This is a genomic window from Roseibium denhamense, from assembly GCF_009711415.1.
Lineage (GTDB): Bacteria > Pseudomonadota > Alphaproteobacteria > Rhizobiales > Stappiaceae > Roseibium > Roseibium denhamense.
In genome coordinates this window covers 1-22,305 of the sequence record NZ_SMLZ01000097.1, presented here as the reverse complement: position 1 = coordinate 22,305, position 22,305 = coordinate 1, and the positions used below count along the sequence as shown (strand labels likewise).

Annotated in this window: 21 protein-coding genes; 16 read left to right on the top strand and 5 right to left on the bottom strand. The window is 57.4% G+C overall.

All coding sequences use genetic code 11. The features are described 5' to 3' along the window. The first annotated feature begins 30 nt into the window (after positions 1–30). The 6 genes from E1180_RS05865 to E1180_RS05845 are packed head-to-tail and all read left to right on the top strand — an operon-like array spanning position 31 to position 4,517. A complete protein-coding gene (locus E1180_RS05865; RefSeq protein WP_155190237.1) occupies positions 31–2,007 on the top strand; it encodes a thiamine pyrophosphate-dependent enzyme in 1,977 nt (658 codons plus the stop codon). A gap of 9 nt (positions 2,008–2,016) precedes the next feature. Then, a complete protein-coding gene (locus E1180_RS05860; protein WP_283404412.1) occupies positions 2,017–2,238 on the top strand; it encodes a hypothetical protein in 222 nt (73 codons plus the stop codon). Then, positions 2,235–2,408, top strand: coding sequence for a hypothetical protein (locus tag E1180_RS22045; RefSeq protein WP_196220544.1), 174 nt, complete (start codon positions 2,235–2,237; stop codon positions 2,406–2,408). The genes E1180_RS05860 and E1180_RS22045 overlap by 4 nt, the downstream gene beginning before the upstream one ends. Further along, positions 2,405–3,472, top strand: a complete 1,068-nt coding sequence (locus tag E1180_RS05855) for a Rieske 2Fe-2S domain-containing protein (RefSeq protein WP_155190236.1) — start codon at positions 2,405–2,407, stop codon at positions 3,470–3,472. Before E1180_RS22045 ends, E1180_RS05855 begins: the two co-directional genes overlap by 4 nt. Next, positions 3,469–4,230 carry a hypothetical protein gene (locus E1180_RS05850; RefSeq protein ID WP_155190235.1) on the top strand — a complete coding sequence of 254 codons (762 nt, stop codon included), beginning with the start codon at positions 3,469–3,471 and terminating at the stop codon, positions 4,228–4,230. Before E1180_RS05855 ends, E1180_RS05850 begins: the two co-directional genes overlap by 4 nt. After that, positions 4,227–4,517: a hypothetical protein gene (locus E1180_RS05845; protein WP_155190234.1), complete on the top strand. Its 291-nt coding sequence runs from the start codon at positions 4,227–4,229 to the stop codon at positions 4,515–4,517. The genes E1180_RS05850 and E1180_RS05845 overlap by 4 nt, the downstream gene beginning before the upstream one ends. Positions 4,518–4,544: 27 nt before the next feature. Here E1180_RS05845 and E1180_RS05840 read toward each other — a convergent pair whose 3' ends face one another. Then, positions 4,545–4,931, bottom strand: a complete 387-nt coding sequence (locus E1180_RS05840) for a DUF427 domain-containing protein (RefSeq protein WP_155190233.1) — start codon at positions 4,929–4,931, stop codon at positions 4,545–4,547. Positions 4,932–5,119: 188 nt separating this feature from the next. On the opposite strand from E1180_RS05840, the gene E1180_RS05835 reads away from it, so the two are divergent. The 4 genes from E1180_RS05835 (at position 5,120) to rbsD (ending at position 8,429) form a co-directional block, all read left to right on the top strand. After that, positions 5,120–6,382: a glycerate kinase type-2 family protein gene (locus E1180_RS05835; RefSeq protein WP_425280901.1), complete on the top strand. Its 1,263-nt coding sequence runs from the start codon at positions 5,120–5,122 to the stop codon at positions 6,380–6,382. Further along, the gene (locus tag E1180_RS05830; RefSeq protein ID WP_155190232.1) at positions 6,379–6,702 is read left to right on the top strand and encodes a Dabb family protein; all 324 of its coding nucleotides are present in this window, start codon (positions 6,379–6,381) and stop codon (positions 6,700–6,702) included. Before E1180_RS05835 ends, E1180_RS05830 begins: the two co-directional genes overlap by 4 nt. A gap of 90 nt (positions 6,703–6,792) precedes the next feature. Continuing rightward, positions 6,793–7,974 (top strand): GAK system CofD-like protein, encoded by a 1,182-nt coding sequence (locus E1180_RS05825; protein ID WP_155190231.1) that lies wholly within the window; start codon positions 6,793–6,795, stop codon positions 7,972–7,974. Between the two features lie 44 nt (positions 7,975–8,018). Next, on the top strand, positions 8,019–8,429 hold the full coding sequence (gene rbsD / locus E1180_RS05820) for a D-ribose pyranase (RefSeq protein WP_155190230.1): 411 nt from the start codon (positions 8,019–8,021) through the stop codon (positions 8,427–8,429). A gap of 8 nt (positions 8,430–8,437) precedes the next feature. On the opposite strand, the gene E1180_RS05815 is transcribed toward rbsD, so the two are convergent. Genes E1180_RS05815 through E1180_RS05805 form a run of 3 tightly spaced genes read right to left on the bottom strand, consistent with a single transcriptional unit; the run spans position 8,438 to position 15,108 of the window. Continuing rightward, the gene (locus E1180_RS05815) at positions 8,438–9,316 is read right to left on the bottom strand and encodes a transglutaminase family protein (protein WP_283404411.1); all 879 of its coding nucleotides are present in this window, start codon (positions 9,314–9,316) and stop codon (positions 8,438–8,440) included. 17 nt (positions 9,317–9,333) lie between these two features. After that, on the bottom strand, positions 9,334–11,739 hold the full coding sequence (locus tag E1180_RS05810; RefSeq protein WP_244313975.1) for a circularly permuted type 2 ATP-grasp protein: 2,406 nt from the start codon (positions 11,737–11,739) through the stop codon (positions 9,334–9,336). Between the two features lie 21 nt (positions 11,740–11,760). After that, positions 11,761–15,108, bottom strand: a complete 3,348-nt coding sequence (locus E1180_RS05805; RefSeq protein WP_155190229.1) for a transglutaminase family protein — start codon at positions 15,106–15,108, stop codon at positions 11,761–11,763. Between the two features lie 249 nt (positions 15,109–15,357). Between E1180_RS05805 and kynA the strand changes: the two genes are divergently transcribed. From kynA to E1180_RS05775, 6 genes are all read left to right on the top strand, one after another. Further along, positions 15,358–16,215 (top strand): tryptophan 2,3-dioxygenase, encoded by an 858-nt coding sequence (gene kynA, locus E1180_RS05800; protein ID WP_244313974.1) that lies wholly within the window; start codon positions 15,358–15,360, stop codon positions 16,213–16,215. Between the two features lie 138 nt (positions 16,216–16,353). Next, positions 16,354–17,490 carry an ABC transporter substrate-binding protein gene (locus E1180_RS05795; RefSeq protein ID WP_155190228.1) on the top strand — a complete coding sequence of 379 codons (1,137 nt, stop codon included), beginning with the start codon at positions 16,354–16,356 and terminating at the stop codon, positions 17,488–17,490. A 67-nt stretch (positions 17,491–17,557) separates the two neighbouring features. Beyond that, positions 17,558–18,478: a branched-chain amino acid ABC transporter permease gene (locus E1180_RS05790; protein WP_155190227.1), complete on the top strand. Its 921-nt coding sequence runs from the start codon at positions 17,558–17,560 to the stop codon at positions 18,476–18,478. Next, positions 18,475–19,458, top strand: coding sequence for a branched-chain amino acid ABC transporter permease (locus E1180_RS05785; RefSeq protein WP_155190226.1), 984 nt, complete (start codon positions 18,475–18,477; stop codon positions 19,456–19,458). The genes E1180_RS05790 and E1180_RS05785 overlap by 4 nt, the downstream gene beginning before the upstream one ends. Further along, complete coding sequence (locus tag E1180_RS05780; protein ID WP_155190225.1) at positions 19,451–20,200, top strand: ABC transporter ATP-binding protein; 750 nt, start codon at positions 19,451–19,453, stop codon at positions 20,198–20,200. The genes E1180_RS05785 and E1180_RS05780 overlap by 8 nt, the downstream gene beginning before the upstream one ends. Then, entirely contained in the window at positions 20,197–20,886 is a 690-nt protein-coding gene (locus tag E1180_RS05775) for an ABC transporter ATP-binding protein (RefSeq protein WP_155190224.1), read from the top strand. Before E1180_RS05780 ends, E1180_RS05775 begins: the two co-directional genes overlap by 4 nt. A 44-nt stretch (positions 20,887–20,930) precedes the next feature. Here E1180_RS05775 and E1180_RS05770 read toward each other — a convergent pair whose 3' ends face one another. After that, positions 20,931–21,986, bottom strand: a complete 1,056-nt coding sequence (locus tag E1180_RS05770) for an NAD-dependent epimerase/dehydratase family protein (protein ID WP_208996963.1) — start codon at positions 21,984–21,986, stop codon at positions 20,931–20,933. Positions 21,987–22,305: the final 319 nt, after the last annotated feature.

The following is a 22,305-nucleotide window of genomic DNA, read 5'->3' as shown; positions in this document are numbered from 1 at the left end:
CCGGGCCAATCAGTTTTGAGGGAGGATTTCATGGACGCTCAAAATTTCGACTGGATCAAGGTCGGCAATGTGGATGATTTACCGGAAGGGCGCGTCAAAACGGTTACGGCGCGCACCACATCCATATGCCTGTCCCACTTCGATGGTCAATGGGCGGCGATGGAAAACCATTGTCCCCACCAGCGTGGGCCTCTCGGTGAAGGCTCCATTGAGAAGGGTGCGGATGGCAAGTGCTGGATCCGCTGTCCCTGGCATGGATGGGATTTTGACCCGTTGACCGGCAAACCGCCAGGTGGGCATGAGGACAGTGGCCAGACTGTTTATCCGCTGAAGGTCGAGGGAGGCGAGATCTTCGTGGGGCTCGAGCCGGAGCCCGACCACGAGCGCACCGTGACAGATGTCATGGCCGAGACAATGGTCAATTGGGGCGTGAAGCGGATCTTCGGTATGGTCGGTCACTCGAACCTTGGGCTTGCCGATGCCATCCGGCGTCAGGTGGCCAAGGGCAAGCTTGGCTATATCGGGATCCGGCACGAGGGCGCTGCCGCCTTTGCAGCCTCCGCCTATGGCAAATTGACAGGCAAACCCGCCGGGTGCCTGACCATTGCCGGACCAGGCGCCACCAATCTTTTGACTGGTCTGTGGGATGCCAAGGTGGATCGCGCACCAGTCCTAGCCCTGACAGGACAGGTGCAAACGCAGGTCTTTGGACCAGGGGCGTTTCAGGACATAGATTTGAAATCGGCGTTTGAATCGGTGTCCAGGTTTTCCCAACCGGTTCTTAGCAACTCCAAACATGCTGAGCTCATGTCTCTGGCGCTCAAGACGGCGCTCGTAGAGCGGGATGTCGCCAATCTGATATTCCCAGATGATGTGCAGACGCTTCTCAGCGAAAAGGAGGCCGGACATCCGCAAGGCCGTTTGAGCCGGGTTGAAGTTACGCCGTCGTCCGAGGACTTGAACGAGGCTGTTCAACTGATCAATGGTGCCAAGCGTCCCGCCATCGTGCTCGGCTACGGGGCAAAGGATGTCCGGGAAAAAGTCATCGCGCTGGCCGAAAAGTTAGATGCACCGGTGCTGACTACATTCAAGGGAAAGGGTCTTATTCCAGATACCCATCCCTTGTCTGCAGGTGTCCTTGGCCGGTCTGGTACACCCATTGCCAGCTGGTTCATGAATGAAGCGGATCTGATCATCTCTCTTGGATCGTCGTTTTCGAACCACACAGGCATCGCACCCTACAAACCGATTATCCAGGTGGACTTCGAGCGGATGCAGCTTGGCAAGTTTCATCCGGTCACGCTGCCGGTCTGGGGAGAGATTGGCACCTTCTGTGATGCTGTTTCTGGGCAGGTGCAAAAACCTGCCGGAGCACCCGATCAAACAGTCGAAGTTGCTGAGCGCTGGGCCATCTGGCGGGATGAGAAGGAACGGCGTCTTGTAGAAGAGCGGACAAGCGGGATCCATTCCGCGGCCGTCTTCAAGGCGCTGACGGAGCTGTGTCCGGAAGATGCGATCATTCCGGTGGATGTGGGGAACAACACCTATTCCTTCGGCCGCTACTTCGAGCCACGTGGCCAGCGGATTTTAATGTCCGGATATCTCGGCTCGATTGGTTTCAGTCTTCCGGCTGCACTGGGCGCTTGGTGTGCCACACAAGACTTTGACGCGTACAAAGGCCGAAAGGTGATCTCCATCTCCGGAGACGGTGGTTTCGGGCAATATGCGATGGAGTTCACCACGGCCGTCAAATACGGCATGAACATCACGCACATTCTTCTCAACAACTCCGAACTCGGTAAGATCTCGAAAGAACAGCGGTCAGGCGAATGGCCGGTCTGGGAGACAAACCTCACCAACCCGTCCTTTGCAGCCTTCGCCCGTTTGTGCGGCGGACAGGGGCACCGGGTCACGGAAGCAGCAGAGCTCCATGCTGCGATTGCCGAAGCCATCGCCCATGATGGGCCATCCTTGGTGGAAATCGTCACCGACGCGGATCTTGTTTAGGGGGAAACAGTGGAGACAGCAGCATTTCTGATCGAGCTGGGCCGCTACTATCTATATGCAGGGGGCGTTGTTGCGGCTGCCTTCCTTGTTGTCGGCATTGACCGTGTCGAGCCTTCCGCAAACGGGTCATATGCTTTCCGTCCGTTGCTGATCCCCGGCATCTGCCTTATCTGGCCGCTGGTTCTGTATAGATGGATCAGCCTTGAACGCGCGCGAGGCGGTCAGCCATGAAACGGGCCCATCGCACCGCCCATGCCCGGATCTGGACCGTGCTTGGTATTGCGCTGCCACTTGCGGTCTTCGCCATCCTTGCCTTACGGCAAACCCCACCTGCGGACCGGCCGGCGATCCTGATAGAGGCGCCGGCAGGGGCTACAGCAACCGGGGAGGGGAACCAATGAGTGTTCAGTACACCCCGGTGCTCTGGAACCGGAACAAGATCATCTATGATGCGGTCCTCCTGATCGCTATCGCGCTGTATCTCTACGTTTATATCCGTGTCGCACCTGGATTTGAGGATGTCACCAAGCCGATCGATGGTGCGGTTCTACGGATGCGCGCCTTTGGCAGCTGCGCGTTCCTGATGCTCACAATGATATTATGTATTGGACCACTTGCCCGGCTCGACCGCCGTTTCCTGCCGCTATTGTATAACCGGCGGCATTTCGGGGTCATGACGGCCGGGATTGCCGCAGTCCATGCCAATTATGTGCTTGGTTGGTACTTCAATTTCTCGCCAACGGACCGATACGTTGCTCTGCTGTCTTCCAATACAAGCTACGGCCAGATCCTCGGCTTTCCGTTCGAGGCTCTTGGCATTGGCGCCCTTTTGATTCTCTTTGTATTGGCCGCAACCAGCCATGATTTCTGGCTGAGTTTTCTGGGAGCCCCACTCTGGAAAGCACTCCATATGTCGATCTATTTCGCCTATGCGGCTGTTGTGCTGCATGTCGCGTTGGGCGCTTTGCAAGGACCAGGTGATCCGATCATCACCAGTGTGGTCACGGCAAGCGTTGTGCTGGTTTGCGGTCTTCATTTTGCGACCGGACGGATGGAAGCAGCGCGGGAACGCGGCGAGGCGACCGCCAGGGCTTCGCTACAAGAAGCGGGCTGGGTGATTGCCGGAGAAGTTGACGAGATCGATGAGGATTGCGCCAAGGTGGTGACGCTCGCCGAAGAAGAGCGGGTTGCGATCTTCAAGTATGACGGCAAGCTGTCCGCGATCACAAATGCCTGCGCCCACCAGAACGGACCGCTCGGGGAAGGAAAAGTGTTATGGGGCTGCATTACCTGCCCCTGGCATGGATATCAGTACAACCTCGCCGACGGGCGGGCTCCGGAACCATTTACCGAAAAGATTTCGACCTACCGGCTGAAGCTAATTGGATCCACAGTGCTCCTAGATCCGAAAGCCTTGCCGCCCGGAACGCATGTTGAGCCGGTCATACTGGGAGAGGGCGCATGAGCTGGAAACAAACCAAGGACGCGCCATTTTTCGTTGGCTATCTGAACGCTGTTCCAAAACCGCTTGCCGTGTTCGCGCTGGTTTTTTCTCTGTGTTTTGCAGGCGGCATGGGATTGGCCGCCCTGGCGCTTTCCTCAACGCAGAACGACCCGGGCAATGGCGGGTTTCAATGGGGGAACCGCTTTGAACAGGCCGGATTACTGGAGCTGAGGCCCTATCCGGTGTTCCGGGTGCCCGGCGACGGTGAGAATGCAGCGCGCACGTATATGGTGTCCGGTCAGGGAAAAAACGGGGCCTTTGGCCCGGCGGAAGCCAATGCCGGGACGCCCGTCACGTTGCGCGGTGTTCCTGTCAACCGGGGTGAGCTCACCATGATCCAGGTCGGCAACGTGGAGGCAACGGAAGATGGCGTGGGCAACTTCACGCCAAGCGAGGCCGTGCCGCTTGGGCGCTGGAAACTGGCCGGAGAAATCTGCGACGGCAAGTGTTACGCTGGTGCCATGCGGCCAGGGCAGGGGCTAGCCCACAAGGCCTGCGCCGATTTGTGCATCACCGGAGGTATCCCACCGGTCTTCGTCTCCACCGGTCCGGTCGAAGGCCGCAACTTTTTCCTGATGGCGGACAAGGACGGCAATCTCCTGGGCGATGAGATCAGGGACCTGCTCGCGCTCTACATCGAGCTTGAAGGCGAGGTGGAGCGCTTGGACGATCTTCTGGTGTTCAAGGCGGACCTTTCAACGGCGAGGGTCTTGAGATGAGCCAGCATCCCAAACGTCCGCCTGTGCAGACGATCCTCATTGCTCTCGTTTTGACCGGCGCCGTAACAGCTGCCGCTTATTATACCTGGATCTACGCCAATATCGGTGTGCGCCAGATACCGCGTGGGCAAGACGCCGGGCCACTTTTGAACGAGTTCGGCGCATTGCTCCGCGATTTCCGGTTTTTCATCGGGCTTCTGGCAGTGTTCCTTGGGCTGACAATCCTGGATCGCATCTTTGGTTTTGTCGCAGCCACAGCACGCGGATCAAAAGGTGGGAGCGATTGATAGGAAAATTGGACCGAGGGCGGACGCTCATGCGCCTTCGACCAGGCGGACTTTGTCAGGCCAAAACGCCAAGTGGCCGGCCAGGATCTCAGACGTTGGAATTGGGTTCTTATAGGTCCAGCCAATTTCCACTGTGCCGAGACTGACATAACTTGCATCGCCTTTGATCGGGCAGTGAGTCGATTTTTCGATGTTTCCCAGGGCCACCAAGACGTCTTGCTCTGGCACATAAATGACGGGATCGTAAACCGAGCGGCCGATCTCCATGACCCGAAGCGCAGCGGTCGTGTCGGCAATCAAAACGTCCCCTGTGTAGATCCGAACACGCCGTTTCACCGGTTTGATCACCATTAGATGACCTGGGTCGCCCGGATTCCGGATCGCGTTTTCAAATACTTTTTCCAGAGCCGTCATGTTGATCTCAAATGCTGATCGGGTGTTTGCGTTACGCTTCAATAGTGCGTCCGACATCAGTATCGGACTAAAATCGTGTTCCTGCACAGACCGCCAGTGCAGGGGCGACTGTTTTCTGGTCATGAGCCCTTGCCAAGGCATGCGCACTTCCTGTCAAAAAGATGATGGATTTTCGTGAGGATCTCAATTTGTCTTCTGAAGAATTGTTGCGCGCGCTTTTTGACAAGGCGGTCGAAGTTGCAGACCCCATGCAAAGCTTGGCCCGTCACCTGCCGGAAAAACCGGATGGACGGGTTATTGTCGTAGGGGCTGGTAAAGCTTCGGCCCGCATGGCCGAAGCCGTGGAAGCGGTATGGGGGCCGTGCGAAGGCCTGGTGATCACACGTTATGGCTACGGACGTCCTTGTACCGGGATTGAAATTGTCGAGGCGGCTCATCCCGTCCCGGATGAAGCAGGGTTAAAAGCGACCAGCCGGATGATCGAGCTTGTGGACGGTCTCGGGGAAGACGATTTTGTTCTTGCGCTTATCTCCGGAGGTGCATCTGCCTTGCTTACGGCGCCGGCCGGTCACATAACCCTTTCTGAGAAACAGGCAGTCAATCAGGCTTTGCTTTCATCCGGCGCGCCGATTGGCCAGATGAACCTCGTCCGCAAACACCTGAGCAAGGTGAAGGGCGGACAGCTTGCAGCAGCATCCTATCCGGCATCGATGCTGTCCTTGATGATTTCGGATGTTCCAGGTGACAATCCTGCGGAAATCGGGTCCGGGCCGACAGTCGGTGATGCAAGTAGCGCAGCTGACGCCCGGGAAATACTCAGCACCTGGGGCATTGAGGTACCTGCATCCGTCGATGAGGTTCTCGGCGGCCAAACGGGTGTTGTTCCTCCCGGCGACATCCGTTTGTCCAGGGTGACCAATCGCATCTATGCCGCGCCTTCCCAATCGCTGGAAGCTGCAAGACGTCTTGCAGAAGAGAGCGGTTGCGATGTGGAGTTGCTCGGAGACGCGCTGGAAGGCGAAGCCCGGGAGGTCGCAGCCCGGCAGGCCGACCTTGCGCTGCAACGCCAGATCGAACGCAAAGGAAATGATAAACCACTCGTTCTGCTGTCCGGCGGAGAGCTTACGGTGACACGGCGGGGCGACGGTGTTGGCGGTCCAAATGCCGAATTTGCCTTGGCGTTAGCCCTTGCCTTGAATGGGGCACCCGGTATTCACGCAATTGCATGTGACACGGATGGTGTTGATGGAGCCGCGGAAGTCGCCGGGGCGATTATTGGTCCGCACACCCTTTCAAAGGCATCGCAAGAGGGCCTTTCTGCGGAAGCACAGCTCGAGAACAACAATGCGCACGGTTTCTTTGAAGCGATTGGGGATCAGGTGGTCTGTGGTCCGACCCTCACCAATGTCAATGATTTTCGCGCCATACTGATTGGGGCGCCAAACCCATGATTCAACATTGCGTTCTGTTATCTCTCAAAGATCCCGTAAATCCGGCATATCTCGACAAGGCTATGGGCCTAATATCGGGTCTTGTCGGGAAAGTGCCCGGCCTTATCGACGTATGCCATGGACCCAACCGTGATTTTGAGAACCTGTCGTCCAAGTACCAATACGGCTTGCTGGTCACGGCGACCGGACGCGAGGCGCTCGAGGCCTATGGGGTGCATCCTGATCATGTGACTGCAAGCGGGTTCATCCTGCAATTGTGTGAGGGGGGCATCGATGGCGTCTTTGTTGCCGATATTGAATGCTCGCCTGCGCAAGGATAGCGACGGCCTCTAAGTCTGCTTTGGAAGCATTTTGTCCTGACGCCCGCTCATGCTAGGACATTGAACCCAGTCCCGTTCCGGATCCAGGCCTTGTCCGATATCACCATCACGCGCGCTGTCAGAATGCCGGACCTGTTCCGGATTGAGCGGTCTTTGTCCAATCCCAAGCTGGGTCCGCGCTTGTTGTTTTTCAGCGGCGGGTCGGCACTCAATGGGGTCTCACAAACCCTCAAACGATACACGCATAATTCAATCCATCTCGTAACACCGTTTGATTCCGGGGGAAGTTCCCAAGGTTTGCGGGTTGCCTTCGACATGCCGGCAATCGGCGACCTGCGTAGCCGGCTTATGGCGCTTGCAGATGAAACCGTGCTCGGTCACCCGGAGGTGTTCCGGCTTTTTACGCACCGCTTCTCAAAATCTGCAGGCCAAGCGAATCTGGCTGATGAGCTCGACAGTATGATCGCAGGCGCGCACATATTGGTCAGCGCGATTGAGCAGCCAATGCGGACCCTCATCCAAAACCAACTCGGAGTGTTTCGCGCTGCTTGCCCGCCAAGTTTTGATCTGCGCGGTGCAAGCATCGGCAATCTCATTCTGGCAGGAGGCTACCTCAACCAAAGCCAGGAGCTTGAGCCGATTATCTTTCTGGTCTCCAAACTGGTTGGCGTACAGGGTATCGTGCGGGCGGTCACCGATGACAACCTTCACCTCGGTGCTGAACTTGCCAACGGCAGGACGATTATCGGCCAGCATCTTTTAACAGGCAAAGAGCACGCGCCGTTAACATCGCCCGTCAAAGAGTTCTTCCTGAACGCTGGTCTTGCAGACAAACAGCCTGCTTTTTCGACATTTCCAGAGCGCAACCGGTCGCTCATGCAATCTGCAGATCTTATGTGTTACTCACCAGGGAGCTTTTATACGAGCCTGGTCGCCAACCTCTTGCCAAAAGGGGTAGGCCAAGCGATCTCCAAACGAACAGTTCCGAAAGTGTTTGTGCCGAGTATTGGAAGCGACCCCGAGACCGCGGGGATGGGCTTGTCTGACAAGGTGAACACGCTGCTGAGTTACTTGCGCCGGGATGCGGGCGCCGACTGTCCGGTCGACCGGTTGTTGAACTTTGTCCTTGTCGACCATAATGCGGAGCCAGACGACTTTCCCGAATTGAGAGAACTCGGTCTGACGATTTTGAAGCTTGATCTGGTAACCGACCAGTCAGCGCCCTACTACGATCCTGTTTCGTTATGCGAGGCGTTAATCTCCTTGACCTAGAAACTTAGCAGCAACACTTGATTGGCGTGACTAAGGAAAGCCATATGAAACGAACTCTGCTTTTGAACCGCCATGTCAGCAAACTGATCGCGTCTCTTGGTCATACGGATGAGATCGTGATTGGTGATGCCGGTCTTCCCATCCCGCATAATGTTGGTGTCATCGATTTGGCGGTATCGCCGGGCGTCCCCCGGTTTTTCGATGTTCTGGACGCGGTCGCGCAGGAGCTGATCGTGGAACAGGCTGTTTTCGCGACTGAAGCGGGGCCTAATCTGGCGACGGAGATCGAGGTCCGGCTTACACATTGGGCAGCTGAAACGGGAAAGCCTATTGAGCATGTGCGCGTGCCGCATGAGGAGTTCAAGGCCCGCACCTCCCGGGCCCGCGCGGTTATCCGGACCGGAGAGTGTACGCCTTATGCGAACATCATTCTGAGATCAGGTGTGCCGTTTTAAGTCCTGTTTCAGGACAGTGGTACGACATCGACTTTTTGATGGGTGGTCTGGCCGCCTGCCGTCCGCATGACTCCCTTGACCGGAGCAACATCGCCGTAGTCGCGGCCATAGCCGACCACGATATGATCCTGGCCGACGCGCAGGGCATTGGTCGGGTCATATTCAATCCAACCGCCTTCGATCCCGCACCATGCCCGGACCCAGGCATGCATGGCGTCCGCGCCTTCCAGACGTGGCTGACCCTCCGGCGGGATTGTCCGCAGAAAGCCGCTTACATACCCGGCCGGAATGCCAAGGCACCTGAGGCAGGCAATCATGATGTGTGAGTAATCCTGGCAAACCCCATGCCTGTTCTCAAATGCTTCGAGAACCGGCGTGTCGACGGTTGTTGCGTCCGCGTCGAAGCTCATGTCTTCGTGAAGCGCCTTGCCGATTGCCTCAATTATCTTCATCACACTCATATCGGGTGTGGTCTTTTCCGCCGAATACGCGGCAAACGCCGGATCAAGCGGAAGGCGCGGTGAACTCGCCAGAAAATGAACCGGTTCCAGAGGGCTGATCGATTGAATGCCTGCCAGTTCTTTTGCCAGATCGGGTAGGGCGGGCGAGATATCGAAACCCACTGGCGCGGCGGTACGCTCGATCCGGGTCCTCACCCTGAACTGCAGCTCTGTATGAGGTTTGCGATACGCAACATCCGTTACTTCATTACCGAAAAAATCCTTCCGGTCGTGCCGTTCGTTCGGGGACGGGTTCAGACTGACATGACCATTGATAATCCGTTGCTCGCCCGGAATATTGGCGGGGAGCAGGCGCAGGGTGTGGCGACCCGTATTGGCCGGGCTCGCATATTCGTAGCCGATTTCGAGAGTTATGTCGTACAGCACGGGTTCAGGTTACTTGGTTAGCGGATGTAGGTGTCGGTGAGCTCCACCGAGAGGTAGGAAATCTGATCCCGGAGGTCCTCCAGGATCTCGGTGGTCAGCGTATCTGGTGTTGCGATTGCGAGATTCGTATGGATCTGGAGAACGGAGCGGGCAAGGGCCGAAAGATGACCGTATTCCCGCGCGCCGGGCAGCACCCCCACGTGATCCTTGATCTCAGTCAGAAGATAAAGAACCGATCTTGGATTGCGCTCGTCCATGGCCAGCAGATCCAGTACCGTTTCCCGGTTAAGCGAAACAGCGTATCGGCGGCTCATCGACATGGCGCTGTCGCCCACTTCCAATAGCAGTTCGAGAGATCCGTCAGGCGCCTTGGTGCTCGAAAAAACCGACAGTAGATCCGCCATCCGGTTGGCCCGTTCCAGGGCCCGACCGATGCTCAGGAAGCGCCATCCGGTGAACCGGTACATGTTTTCATGAACCAGTCCGGAAAAACCTGTGATCTTGCGCAAGAGAAGACTCATCGCCGGTGGAACGTCACTGCTGGAGCGGATTGCGCGCTGGGCTCCGCCCGCCGTTTGGGCAAGGTCGTTCAACGCAAGCCATCCGTCCACCGAGAACCGGTCCCGGACCTTGCTTGCGCTTCCAACTGCTGACTGCAGCATGGAGCAAAGGCCGTCTGGAACGAAGCCGTCAGGTGGAACTCCGATCTGGTCCAGGTAGTCTGCGGTCAATGCGACCAGTGGTGCTTCTGGATCGTCCGTCTCGCTTAGCCGGGCGTGATAGGCCCTGAGCAGCCGCACGGCCCCTTCCGCCCGTTCAACATAGCGCCCAAGCCAGAACAGATTGTCGGCTGCGCGCGAGGGCAGTGTGCCCGACTGAGACTTGAAATAGGGAGATTCCGTTTGATGGAGCAGGGTTTCCTTGATCTGCTTTTTCCCGCCGACAACCCAAACGTCAGCGGCAGATCCGCCCGCCTGCATGGCGATTGCACTGGCATCTTCCGAGTGCCCAATCCTTGCGAACCCGCCGGACATGACCTCCCATCCTTCAGGTGTGCGTGCGAGGAACACGCGGAGGCTCATGGGGCGGGGCAGAAGTTTGCCATCCTGATAGGCCGGCGTTGTCGACAATGTGACGGCTTCCTGTCCGACAAGGCTGCCCTTCTGCTCGTCAATCCAGGCTTCCAGCGGTGCGCGCTGGCCGTTTTCAAACGCCCTGCCGATAAAGTCCTTTTGTCCGGAGGAGAACGGCAAGGCCGTCGTAAGCGCGGGGCTGAGCATCATCCGTTCGGCATTTTCCCGCACATATACACGGGCATTGTCCTCGCCGCACCACCAAGTTGCGACATTTGGAAGTCTCAAGGGCTCGGAAAGCAGATGTTCTGAAATCTTCGGCAGGAAGGCCAGAAGGGCCCGTGTCTCGAGAATGCCGGTGCCCAGCGCATTGATCATCGTAAGAGACTGACGCCTGATCGCGTCCACGATACCGGGTGTTCCGATATGCGAGCTTTCATTTAGCTCCAGAGGGTCAGCCCAGGCACTGTCGAGGCGGCGCCAGATCACACTCAAGGGCCGCAGCCCATCGACCGTACGCACCAGCAGCCGGCCGTTCTCAACGGTCAGATCCTCGCCTTCCAGCAACATGAAGCCCAGGTACCGGGCTATATAGGCATGTTCAAAATAGGTGTCATTCAGGGGACCCGGCGTCAGGATCGCGATCCGGCTGTCGCTCTCACCGCGCAGATCAAGAAGGTGGTCGCGGAAACGGCGGAAGAAGCCGGCCAGCCGGTGGACATCAGCCTTTGCGAAGAACTCGTTGAACACACGGCCGGTCGCTACCCGGTTTTCCAGCGCGAAGCCGGCCCCTGACGGGGCTTGTGAGCGATCTGACAGTACCCACCACGTGCCATCTGGACCACGGCCGATTTCAAAGGCGAGAAAGTGCAGGAAATGACCCGATCTCGGCTTTATGCCGACAAGCGGCCGCTGCCATTCCGGGCTCTTGGCGATCAAGCTGGCGGGAATGTGCCCGCCGCGGATCAGGTTGTTGGAGCCATAAAGGTCCTGGACGACCAGCTCGAGCAATTCCGCGCGTTGCACAAGACCTTTTGAAATCGTCTGCCAGTCGCCATCATCGATGATGACCGGGATATGACTGAGCGGCCACTCGCGTTCATTGGGTCCGTCTTGTCCGTATTGCCGGAAGAACACGCCGGCATCGTTGAGATACTGGTTACCGCGTGCAAAGCGTGCCGTGATGTCTTCTTGAGTCAGGCTGGAAAGGTGGTCAAGGAACGGACGCCACACCGGCCGGATGTTGCCATCCGGGTCCATCAGTTCGTCCGAAACGCCAGGGTAGGGTCTGTAGGATTTGATCAGACCATAGCCGCCATCGTTCTGTCCTGCCGTCGCCTCAACGCTCAAAAGTTTGCCCTCATGGCGGCATCATACGCCAGACGGCCGCCTCAGATCCAACGTTAATGGGAACTCAGGATGCGTGATTTCTGTTTCAGGCAGGTAAAGGCCCGGGTTATGTCCGTGCGCTTCAAACCGGGCGAGACGCCGAGCTTCAGCTTCGTTGCCATTCACAGGGAAGGTTTCGTAGTTTCTGCCGCCGGGATGGGCCACATGATAAACACAGCCTCCAAGGGCGCGGCCGCTCCAGCTGTCGAAGATGTCGAAAGTGAGTGGTGCGTCGACTGGATGGACCGGATGAAGGGCCATGGCCGGTTGCCACGCCTTGTAGCGGACACCGCCAACGGAAACACCATTGATTGATGTTTTCTTGAGTGGCACACGCCGCCGGTTACAGGTCACATGATACCGGTCCGGATCAGCGGTTGTGAGTTTGACCTGCAGCCGTTCTGTGGAGCTGTCAGTATACCGCACCGTTCCGCCGATCGCCCCCGTCTCACCAAGGACATGCCACGGCTCCAGCGCCTGGCGCAGTTCCAGGTGAACGCCATCGATCTCGATTTCGCCGCAGAACGGGAACCTGAATTCGGCCTGTGCCTCGAACCAGTCCGGCCGCAAGGTGAAACCGTGGTGTTTCAGATCCTGCAGAACATCTTCAAAGTCCTGCCAAACGTAATGAGGCAGCATGAAACGGTCATGCAGGACCGTGCCCCAACGGGTTAAGTTGCCTGACAGGGGGTGCTGCCAGAGCCTTGCAACGAGCGCCCGCAACAACAGCTGCTGGGCGAGGCTCATGCGCGGATCCGGCGGCATTTCGAAGCCTCTGAACTCGACCAGCCCCAAACGCCCTGTCGGTCCATCGGGGGAATAGAGCTTGTCGATGCAGATTTCCGCACGGTGGGTGTTGCCGGTCACATCGACCAGAAGATTTCGCAAAAGCCGATCAAGCAGCCACGGGAAGCGGGCAGGCCCTTCGCCTGGACGATGGATCTGGGATAATGCGACTTCCAATTCGTAGAGGCCGTCGTGGCGTGCTTCGTCGACGCGCGGGGCTTGGGACGTTGGACCTATGAACAAGCCGGAAAAGAGATAAGACAGGCTTGGGTGCCGCTGCCAGTGTAAGACCAGGCTGCGTAACAGGTCCGGCCGCCGCAAGAACGGACTGTCAAGCGGTGTGGCGCCGCCAATGACCACATGGTTTCCGCCGCCGGTGCCTGTGTGCTTACCGTCAATCATAAACTTGTCGGCGCCAAGGCGGGACTGACGGGCGTCCTCATAAACGCCTTCCGTGATCTCGACGCAGTCTTTCCAGCTGGATGCCGGATGAATATTGACTTCAATCACTCCAGGGTCGGGGGCAACGCGAATTACATTCATGCGCGGATCGGGCGGAGGCGGATAGCCCTCTATGTGCACCGGCAGGTCAAGTTCAGCCGCTGCCTGTTCTACCGTTGCGATTAGTTCGAGATAATCTTCGATCCGTTCGACCGGCGGCATGAAAACGCATAAACGGCCATCCCGGGGTTCGATCGACATCGCGGTGCGAACCGCAGCGCCGCTCAGCTCGGCATCCGGCGGAACTTGCTCCCGGCGCTCCTGAATGACGCCGCCTGCGCGGAACTCGGCCACGTCCTGTTGCCGGTCAGCCTTTGGTCCGGCCGGAAATTCCGGCAGCGGATCACGCGGTACGGTCGGGTCTGCAATGTTTGTGTACGGATATTGCGCCGGTGGAACGTGGGGCAGAGATTCCAATGGCAGGCGGTATCCGACCGGACTGTCTCCTGGAACAAGGAAAATGGCGTCGCGGCGGAGGCTCCAGCGCTCCGAGCGCCACCGTTTTTCAGTTGATTTGGATTGCCACGGCTGAACCGGCAAAACATAGCCAGCCGGTGTCGCCAGACCGCGGTCAAAGACCCGGGCGATCCGGTGACGGGCTTCCGCATCCTCCAGTTTGGAGTTTTCAGGCGTCACATTGTCCGGAAGATTGGCTTCCTTGACCAGCCAGACCGCCGGGTCCTCAAAGGCGGGAACCACATAAGAAGGCTGGACATCCAGGTTTTCGGCGATCTGCTTCAGCAACGCTTCCGCTTCCGAAGGCCCTGCCTTGGATGGTTTCGGGTCTGCCGTGCTGCCTTCGTCCGCGATCAGATCCTGATCATGCCAGATCGGTTTGTCGTCCCGGCGCCAGTAAAGCGAGAAGGTCCAGCGGGGAAGACTCTCGCCCGGATACCATTTCCCTTGGCCATAGTGCAGAAACCCGCCGGGGGCGAAACGGTCGCGCAACTTGCGGATCAATATGTCAGCCTTGGACCGCTTCGTCGGTCCAACAGCATCGGTGTTCCATTCAGCGGATTCAAAATCGTCAATCGATACAAAGGTCGGTTCGCCGCCCATCGTCAAGCGCACGTCTTCCTGCTTCAGAACCCTGTCGACCTCCTCTCCCAGCCGGTTGAGGTCTTTCCAGGCCTCATCGGAAAATGGTTTGGTGATCCTGGGGTGCTCGGCGACGCGGGCCACCTTCATATCAAATGCGAAATCCACCTCAGCGTTGCTCGCCATGCCGACGATCGGCGCGGCATTGGAGAAGTGAGGGGTCGCGGCAAGGGGAATATGGCTTTCCCCGGTTAGCAGTCCGGATGTGGGGTCAAGGCCAATCCACCCGGCACCTGGAATATACGCTTCGGCCCAGGCATGAAGATCTGTAAAATCATGGTCGGTCCCGGACGGGCCGTCGAGCGCTTCAAGGTCCGGTTTCAACTGGATTAGATATCCGGACACGAAACGGGCGGCGATACCAAGCTGTCTTAAGGCCTGAACCAGAAGCCAGGAAGAATCACGGCACGATCCGGTGCCGCGCTCAAAGGTTTCTTCCGGTGTCTGAACACCAGGTTCCATGCGGATGACGTATCCGACTTCCTCCGACACGCGGCGGTTCAGGTCGACAAGAAAATCGGTGATCCGTTTTTTGTCTTTGGGCACCTTCTCAAGAAAAGCTTTGAGGTGCGGGCCAAGTGGTTCGGTCCGCAAGTAGATCTTGAGATCTTCGCGAAGTTCTTCCGGGTAGTCGAACGGCCACTCTTCCGCCGTTTCCTCAACAAAGAAATCGAAGGGATTGTAGACGGTCATATCCGCCACAAGATCGACTTCAATCTTGAACTCGCGCACCGGTTCGGGAAAGACGAACCGTGCCAGCCAGTTGCCATATGGATCTTGCTGGTGATTGACGAAATGGCCGCCCGGCGAAACCTTCAGAGAGTGTGACAGCACCTTGGTTCTGCTATGCGGGGCGGGCCGCAGCCGGATGATCTGGGGGCTTAAGGTTACGGGCCGGTCGTATCTGTAATGCGTCAGGTGGTAAAGGCTGGCGCGGATAGACATAAATCAAAAACCCGTTTCTGAAACACACTAAATTCGAGATCAAGACTTTCACAGATCGGGGCAACGCACCATTACTTTCTACAAAATGCCTCGGACACTATCCGCTAAGGGGAGCGGTTCAGGCAGGCTCTACAAGCCACTCTTCTTTCTCTTGTCAAAATTGTCCTGCCCGGCGAAAAAGCGGTCTCATCGCAAGCTTATCGGACTTTGCCGCATCGGTTGTTCTGGCGGAGCCGGCTGGGAGGAAAAATGACCATGACAAAGCAGCCGCCGGATGGTGCCTATAATCCAGAAAACGAAGGCGCAGAAATGCGGTTCGCGGACAAGATGTCCTATGGCGACTACCTGGATCTGGCGCAGATCTTGAGCGCGCAAAAGCCTCTTTCAACCGCTTCGGACGAGTTGCTGTTCATCATTCAGCACCAGACATCGGAACTCTGGATGAAACTCATGCTTCACGAATTGCACCTTGCGCGTGAGGCGATTTCCGCTGACAGGATGCCGGAGGCCATGAAGCTGCTGGCGCGGGTCAGCCGGATCATGGAGCAGTTGAATTCCGCATGGGATGTTCTGCGGACAATGACACCGAGCGATTACACCCAGTTCCGGGATGCTCTTGGGCTCTCCTCTGGCTTCCAGTCTCTTCAATACCGGCTGATCGAATTTGTTCTGGGCAATCGCAATGAAGCGATGATCAGGCCGCATGAGCACGATCCGGATGGCGTTGCTTTGCTGAATGCGGAACTTGCAAGACTGTCACTCTACCAAACCGTCTTGGCATTCGCACAGCGGAAGGGGTTCACTGTCCCGGCAGACCTCGTCAATAACCCTTCTTCCCAGCCCCACAGGGAAGTCCCAGAAATTATGGACCTTTGGGAGACGGTTTACCGCGACCCCGCCGCGCATTGGGCGCTTTATGAGGTTGGTGAAAAGCTGGTTGACCTTGAAGACTATTTCCGGCGCTGGCGCTTCAACCATGTCACGACCGTGGAACGGGTTATTGGTTTCAAGCGCGGGACAGGCGGAACGGGCGGCGTCTCCTATCTGAAGCGGATGCTCGAAGTCGAGTTGTTCCCAGAACTTTGGCACGTGAGGACGCGTCTTTGACCGCCGTGAGGGGCACGAAATCCGTACCGCATTCAACCAATTGCAGGTTTCCCAACGCAAATCCTATGAGTAAGGTATTTCATAACCGGCGCCGGAAAGAGCGCCAGGATGGGATCAAGACAGAGGGGACCTTCATCCATGTTGAAGTCACTAGCTGCCGCGGTGAGCGGCCTGGCACTGTTGACCGGCGCTGCAATTGCAGACCCGGTGAAAGTCGGAATGATCACAACACTGTCAGGCGGGGGAGCCGGCCTCGGTATTGATGTCCGCGACGGATTCATGCTTGCCGTCAAACAGGCGGGGAACGAAGATCTGGAAGTCGTGATCGAAGACGATCAGCGCAAACCGGATGTCGCGGTTCAGCTTGCCGATGAAATGATCCAGTCCGAAAAGGTGGATGTCCTGACCGGGATTATCTGGTCCAATCTTGCAATGGCCGTTGTCCCGGCCGCGACCGCACAGGGAAAATTCTATCTGTCCCCGAATGCGGGGCCGTCGCAATTGGCGGGCAAGGGCTGTCACCCGAACTACTTCAATGTAGCCTGGCAGAACGACAATCTGCATGAAGCAGCTGGCGCCTATGCCAAGGAAACCGGCTATAACAACAGCTTTATTCTGGCGCCAAACTATCCGGCTGGCAAAGATGCGCTGACCGGCTACAAGCGTTTTTATGACGGTGAACCTGCCGGTGAGATCTACACCAAGCTCGGGCAGACCGACTATGCCGCCGAGCTTGCCCAGATCCGGGCGTCGGATGCCGACAGCATTTTCTTCTTTCTGCCCGGTGGCATGGGGATCTCCTTCCTGAAGCAGTTGGCTGATAGCGGCATTGACCTGCCGGTTGTCGGGCCTGCCTTCTCCTTCGATCAGGGCATTCTGCAGGCTGTGGGCGATGCCGCACTTGGCGTCAAGAACACAAGCCAGTGGAACAAGGACATCGATAATCCGGCGAACAAGGCGTTCGTGGAAAGCTTCAAGGCGGAATACGGGCGTTTACCGTCGCTTTATGCAAGCCAGGGGTTCGACACGGCAAATCTGTTGCTGTCCGCGATGAGCAAAGCCGATGTCAAGGACGCCGATGCGTTCCGTGCTGCTTTGAAAGAGGCTGACTTCAACTCCACGCGCGGCAACTTCGCTTTCGGCAACAATCATCATCCTGTGCAGGATATCTTCGTGCGGGAAGTCATCAAGGAAGATGATGTCTACACGAACAAGATCATTGCAACGGCCATGAGCGATCACGCCGACGCCTATGCGGCTGAATGCAATATGTAATTCTTGAAGATTTCTCAGATCGGCGCGGCCTGCATTGGCCGCGCCATTCTTGTTGCACAGGGTTTTCATGTCTTTGGTATTGATCGCCGAGCAGGTGCTCAACGGCCTGCAATTCGGTGTCATGTTGTTTTTAATGGCAGCCGGATTGTCCTTGATTTTCGGCGTAATGGGCCTGATCAATCTGGCGCACGGGTCTCTCTACATGATTGGCGCGTTCTGCGCCGCAGCCGTTGCGGGGGCGACGGGCTCGTTCGTGCTTGCCCTGATGGCGGCGCTTGCCGGGGCCGCTGTTGCCGGAGCCTTGGTCGAGGTTCTCGTGATCCGGCGGCTTTACAACAAAGACCATCTGGATCAGGTGCTCGCAACATTTGCCCTGATCCTAATCTTTTCGGAGGGGACCCGCTGGCTATTCGGGTCGTTTCCGCTCTATCTCAATGTTCCTGATATCTTGTCGGGACCGGTGACGTTGCCGGGGGGTATTCAATATCCGCTCTACCGTCTCGTACTGATTGGCGCCGGTCTGGCCGTTGCCGGTGGTCTTTTCTGGCTGATCTCAAAGACCAGGATCGGCATTCAGATCCGGGCCGGTGAAAATGACCGCGAGATGATTGCAGCGCTCGGCGTGGATATCGGCCGTCTCTACACCCTGGTCTTCGCGCTCGGAGCAGCGCTTGCAGGGCTCGCCGGCGCTCTTGTCGGCGCAATCCAGTCGGTACAGGTCGGCATGGGTGAACCGGTTTTGATTCTGGCGTTTGTGGTGATCGTGATTGGAGGGATCGGATCGATCAAGGGTGCTTTCTTGGGTGCACTGCTTGTGGGGCTCACAAACACGCTCGGCGGAATATTCTTGCCGGAAGCCCTGAAACTAATGATAGAACCCGCTGCCGCAACCTCAATCGGAGCCTCTCTTGCATCCATGGCGATTTACATCTTGATGGCGGTTGTCCTAGTTCTGAAACCGACCGGCCTGTTCGGAGCACGGGCATGATGCAGGAACGAACGTTAAATGCCCTAGTGCTTGCAGGCCTGATTGCAATTCCGCTGTTTGCGTATGTCACGGATGAGCCCTTCACGATCACCCTTGCCACCCGCACTGTTATACTGGCCATGGCGGCTGTCGGGTTAAACATTGCATTGGGGCTCGGCGGTCTGGTCAGTCTCGGACACGCCGTGTTTTTCGGGTTGGGCGGTTATGCGATGGGGCTTCTGGCTTATCACGCGCAAACGTACACACCGCTGATGGAAGTGCCGTTTCTCATCGAGGGCACCAAGTCGATGCCCGTCATCTGGTTGGTGGCGGTGATCGTTTCGGCCTTTGCCGCCCTGATCATTGGTTACCTGTCGCTGCGCACATCCGGCGGGTATTTTATCATGATCACGCTTGCTTTCGGCCAGATGTTCTTCTTCTTTGCGATCAGCTGGAGTGCGTATGGCGGGGAAGATGGCCTTTCGATTTATGTCAGGAACGGCTTTCCTGGCTTGAACACGCTGGATCCGATTCAGTTCTATGCGATTTGCCTGACACTGCTTGCCATCGTTTTGTGGTTCGCGAGCCGTCTTGCGTGCTCACCGTTCGGCCTTGCCCTCAATGCGGCACGTCAATCGCCGGACCGGGTCAGGGCGATGGGACTTGATCCATTCCGTCTGAGGCTGGTTGCCTTTGTCGTATCCGGCGCAATCACCGGCCTGGCCGGGGCGCTTTTCGCCGATCTGAACCGCTTTGTCAGTCCGGCCATGTTTTCCTGGCAAATGTCTGGCGAGATCATGATCCTGATCATCCTGGGGGGCACGGGACGGCTTTACGGGCCGGTGCTTGGCGCAATTGTGTTCGTGACACTTGAACACACGCTCGGGGACATTTCCGACTATTGGCTGATTTTCCTCGGACTGTTGCTATTGGCCGTGGTCCTGTTTGCAAAGGGCGGTTTGATCGGCGCCCTCAGTTCCCGGAGAACAGCGCATGGCTAATGCTGTTCTTGAAACGCGCAACCTCACGAAGAGCTTCGGAGCCCTTCAAGTCAGCAAGTCTATCTCCATCGACCTGTTGCCAGGCGAAATCCATGCGGTTATCGGGCCGAATGGCGCTGGCAAAACCACATTGATCCATCAGATCTGCGGAGGTTTGAGACCCGATGGCGGCACCATCCGGTTTGACGGTCAAGATGTCACGGGTCTGTCTGTGGATGCCCGGGCCGCCGCCGGTCTGGCAAGGACATTCCAGATCTCGGCATTGGCCCAGGAAAACACCGTTCTCGAAAATGCGGTGTTGGGCGCTGCGGGAGCAAAAGGACAGGGCTTCCGCATGTTCACGCCGGCGCTGGAACGGGCCGATCTCGTGGACGCGGCGCGGTCCGCCCTGGAGCGGGTCGGTCTGTTGGATCAGCAATCAAGACTGGTTTCAGAGCTCAGTCATGGCCAGCGCAGGCAGCTGGAGGTGGCCCTCGCTCTCAGTCTGTCGCCAAAGGCCTTCATTCTGGACGAGCCGATGGCAGGCCTTGGCACTGAAGGATCCAAACGCATGACCGCCTTTCTGAATGACCTGCGCCTTGAGGCGCCGATCCTTTTGGTGGAACATGACATGGATGCCGTTTTTGCGCTTGCCGACCGGATCAGCGTTCTTGTCTATGGCGAGATCATTGCAAGTGGAACGGTCGATGAGGTCCGCGCGAACCCGAAAGTGCAGGAAGCCTATCTGGGGGAAGCGGCATGACGGGGCTTTTGACGCTTGAAAATGTCACGGCGTCCTATGGCCCGGTGCAGGCCCTGTTCGGTGTGTCCCTGGAGGTTGGGGAAGGCGAAGTTGTTGCCCTGATGGGGCGCAACGGGATGGGCAAGAGCACATGCGTCAAGACCATTTGCGGGCTTCTGCCATCGGCCGGAACCATCCGGTTTTCAGGCCAGGACCTTGGCAGGTTGCCAAGCCACAAAATCGCGCGCCTTGGCATAGGGTTGGTCCCGGAAGGCCGCCGGTGTTTCGCTGATCTTACTGTTGCTGAAAACCTGACGGCTGCGGCTCGTCCGGGCTCCTGGACTTTCGAGCGTGTCGGGTCACTGTTTCCACGCCTGAAAGAGCGTCGTCACCAGAAAGCCCGGACCCTTTCGGGCGGCGAGCAACAGATGCTGGCGATCGGCAGGGCGCTGATGACGAATCCGACTTTGCTTATCCTGGATGAGGCGACAGAAGGGCTGGCCCCGGTGGTCCGCTTGGAAATCTGGGCGGCGGTTGCCCATTTGAGGCAAGCCGGTGCGTTGTCGATCCTGGTGATTGACAAGTCGCTGAAGGAGCTTGCCCGGGTGGCTGACCGGGCAGTGATCCTCGAGCGCGGGACAAGCGTCTGGAGCGGGCGGTTTGATGCTCTGGACGAGCAGGTCACCCAGACGTATCTGGGTGTTTGACCTGCCATCCCGAGGTTTCAGCAGCCTATTTGCGCCGGAGCTTTTTACCGCTTGAATGTCCCGGCATCGATCATCTGCTGGAACATGTCCTCCATCGAGACCTTCAAGGGCCGGTAGGTTACCCCGAGCCTTGTCCTGCTTTTCGAGTTGTCCGCTTTCCAGGGGATGTCGACATTGTTGGTGACAAACCGCCGCGAGATGCCGTTCAGCATCGGTCCGAGCAGCCAAACCGCCCATTTGGGCACTGATTTGCGCGGCACCGGATACGTGTCGCCATATTTCTCAATCAGTGACTTGCCGAGTTCCAAAATGTTGGTGTTGTGACCGGACACGATGTGTCGGCCTTCAGCGTCGTCGCGGAAGGCGGCTGCAAGATGGGCTTTTGAGAGGTCCCTGACATCGACAACCCCCAGTCCGATTTTCGGGGCGCCCATTTTCGCGGTGCCATCACCCATCTGGCGCACGATGTTGAAGCTCTCCGATGTTGGTTTCTTGGCAAGGGCCGGTCCGATCACCAGGGAGGGGTTGATGGTCACGAGCCGGAAGCCGGGGCTTTTTTCCGCGATTTTCCAGGCTTCCTTTTCCGCCATCGTCTTGGAGTAACTGTAGGGTTCGTAAGAAAGCGAAGCCGTTGTGTTCCATATTTCTTCGGTCAGGACGCCCCCCGGAGCCTTGGCGCAATCAATCGCGTCGGTGTAAATGGCAACGCACGAGCTTGTGACCACAACGCGTTTCACGCTTGGTGTGCTAGCGGCCGTTTCAAGAACGTTCCGGGTTCCGTTTACAGCGGGGTCAATGAGGTCCCGTTGCGGGTTTTTGACATTGAGCGTGAACGGTGAGGCGGTGTGAAAGACGACCGAGCAGCCGCTCATGGCGTCTGCAAACGAGCCTCTCTCAAGCAGCTCGGACTTGAAAAAGCGGAGTGTCCCCTTGCTCGCGGCGGCAATATCCGTCAGATGCTTGAGTTTGTCCGCGTTGTCCGGATCCCGCACGGCCGCGTGAACGGTTACGCCTGCCTCAAGCAGATCCTTGATTATCCATCCGGCGACATAGCCGGTTGCGCCGGTGACCAGCACGGGCGTGCTTGTGGGTATGTTCACGATCGGGTCCCTTTCTTCTTCCTGGCACGGACATATCAGCTGCTGGTCAAAGCCCGGAGCTTAAAGCCGCGCGGTAATCGTCATAGGGTTTATCTAGGGCCTGCATCGGACATTGGCCTCGCAACAGGCGCCAATCGACTTGCATATGGCGCCAATCGAAGCGGGTCATTTAGAGTTGTGCGCTGCAAAGAATTTGCTTTGTTTTCGTTTTGCGCTGCAAAATGAACCTCAAAAGAATTATTATCTATATCAATTTGAAAGATTCGAAACTTGATTTCGTGCCCCATTTGGAGTCATAAATCTATCAAGGTGATCGAAA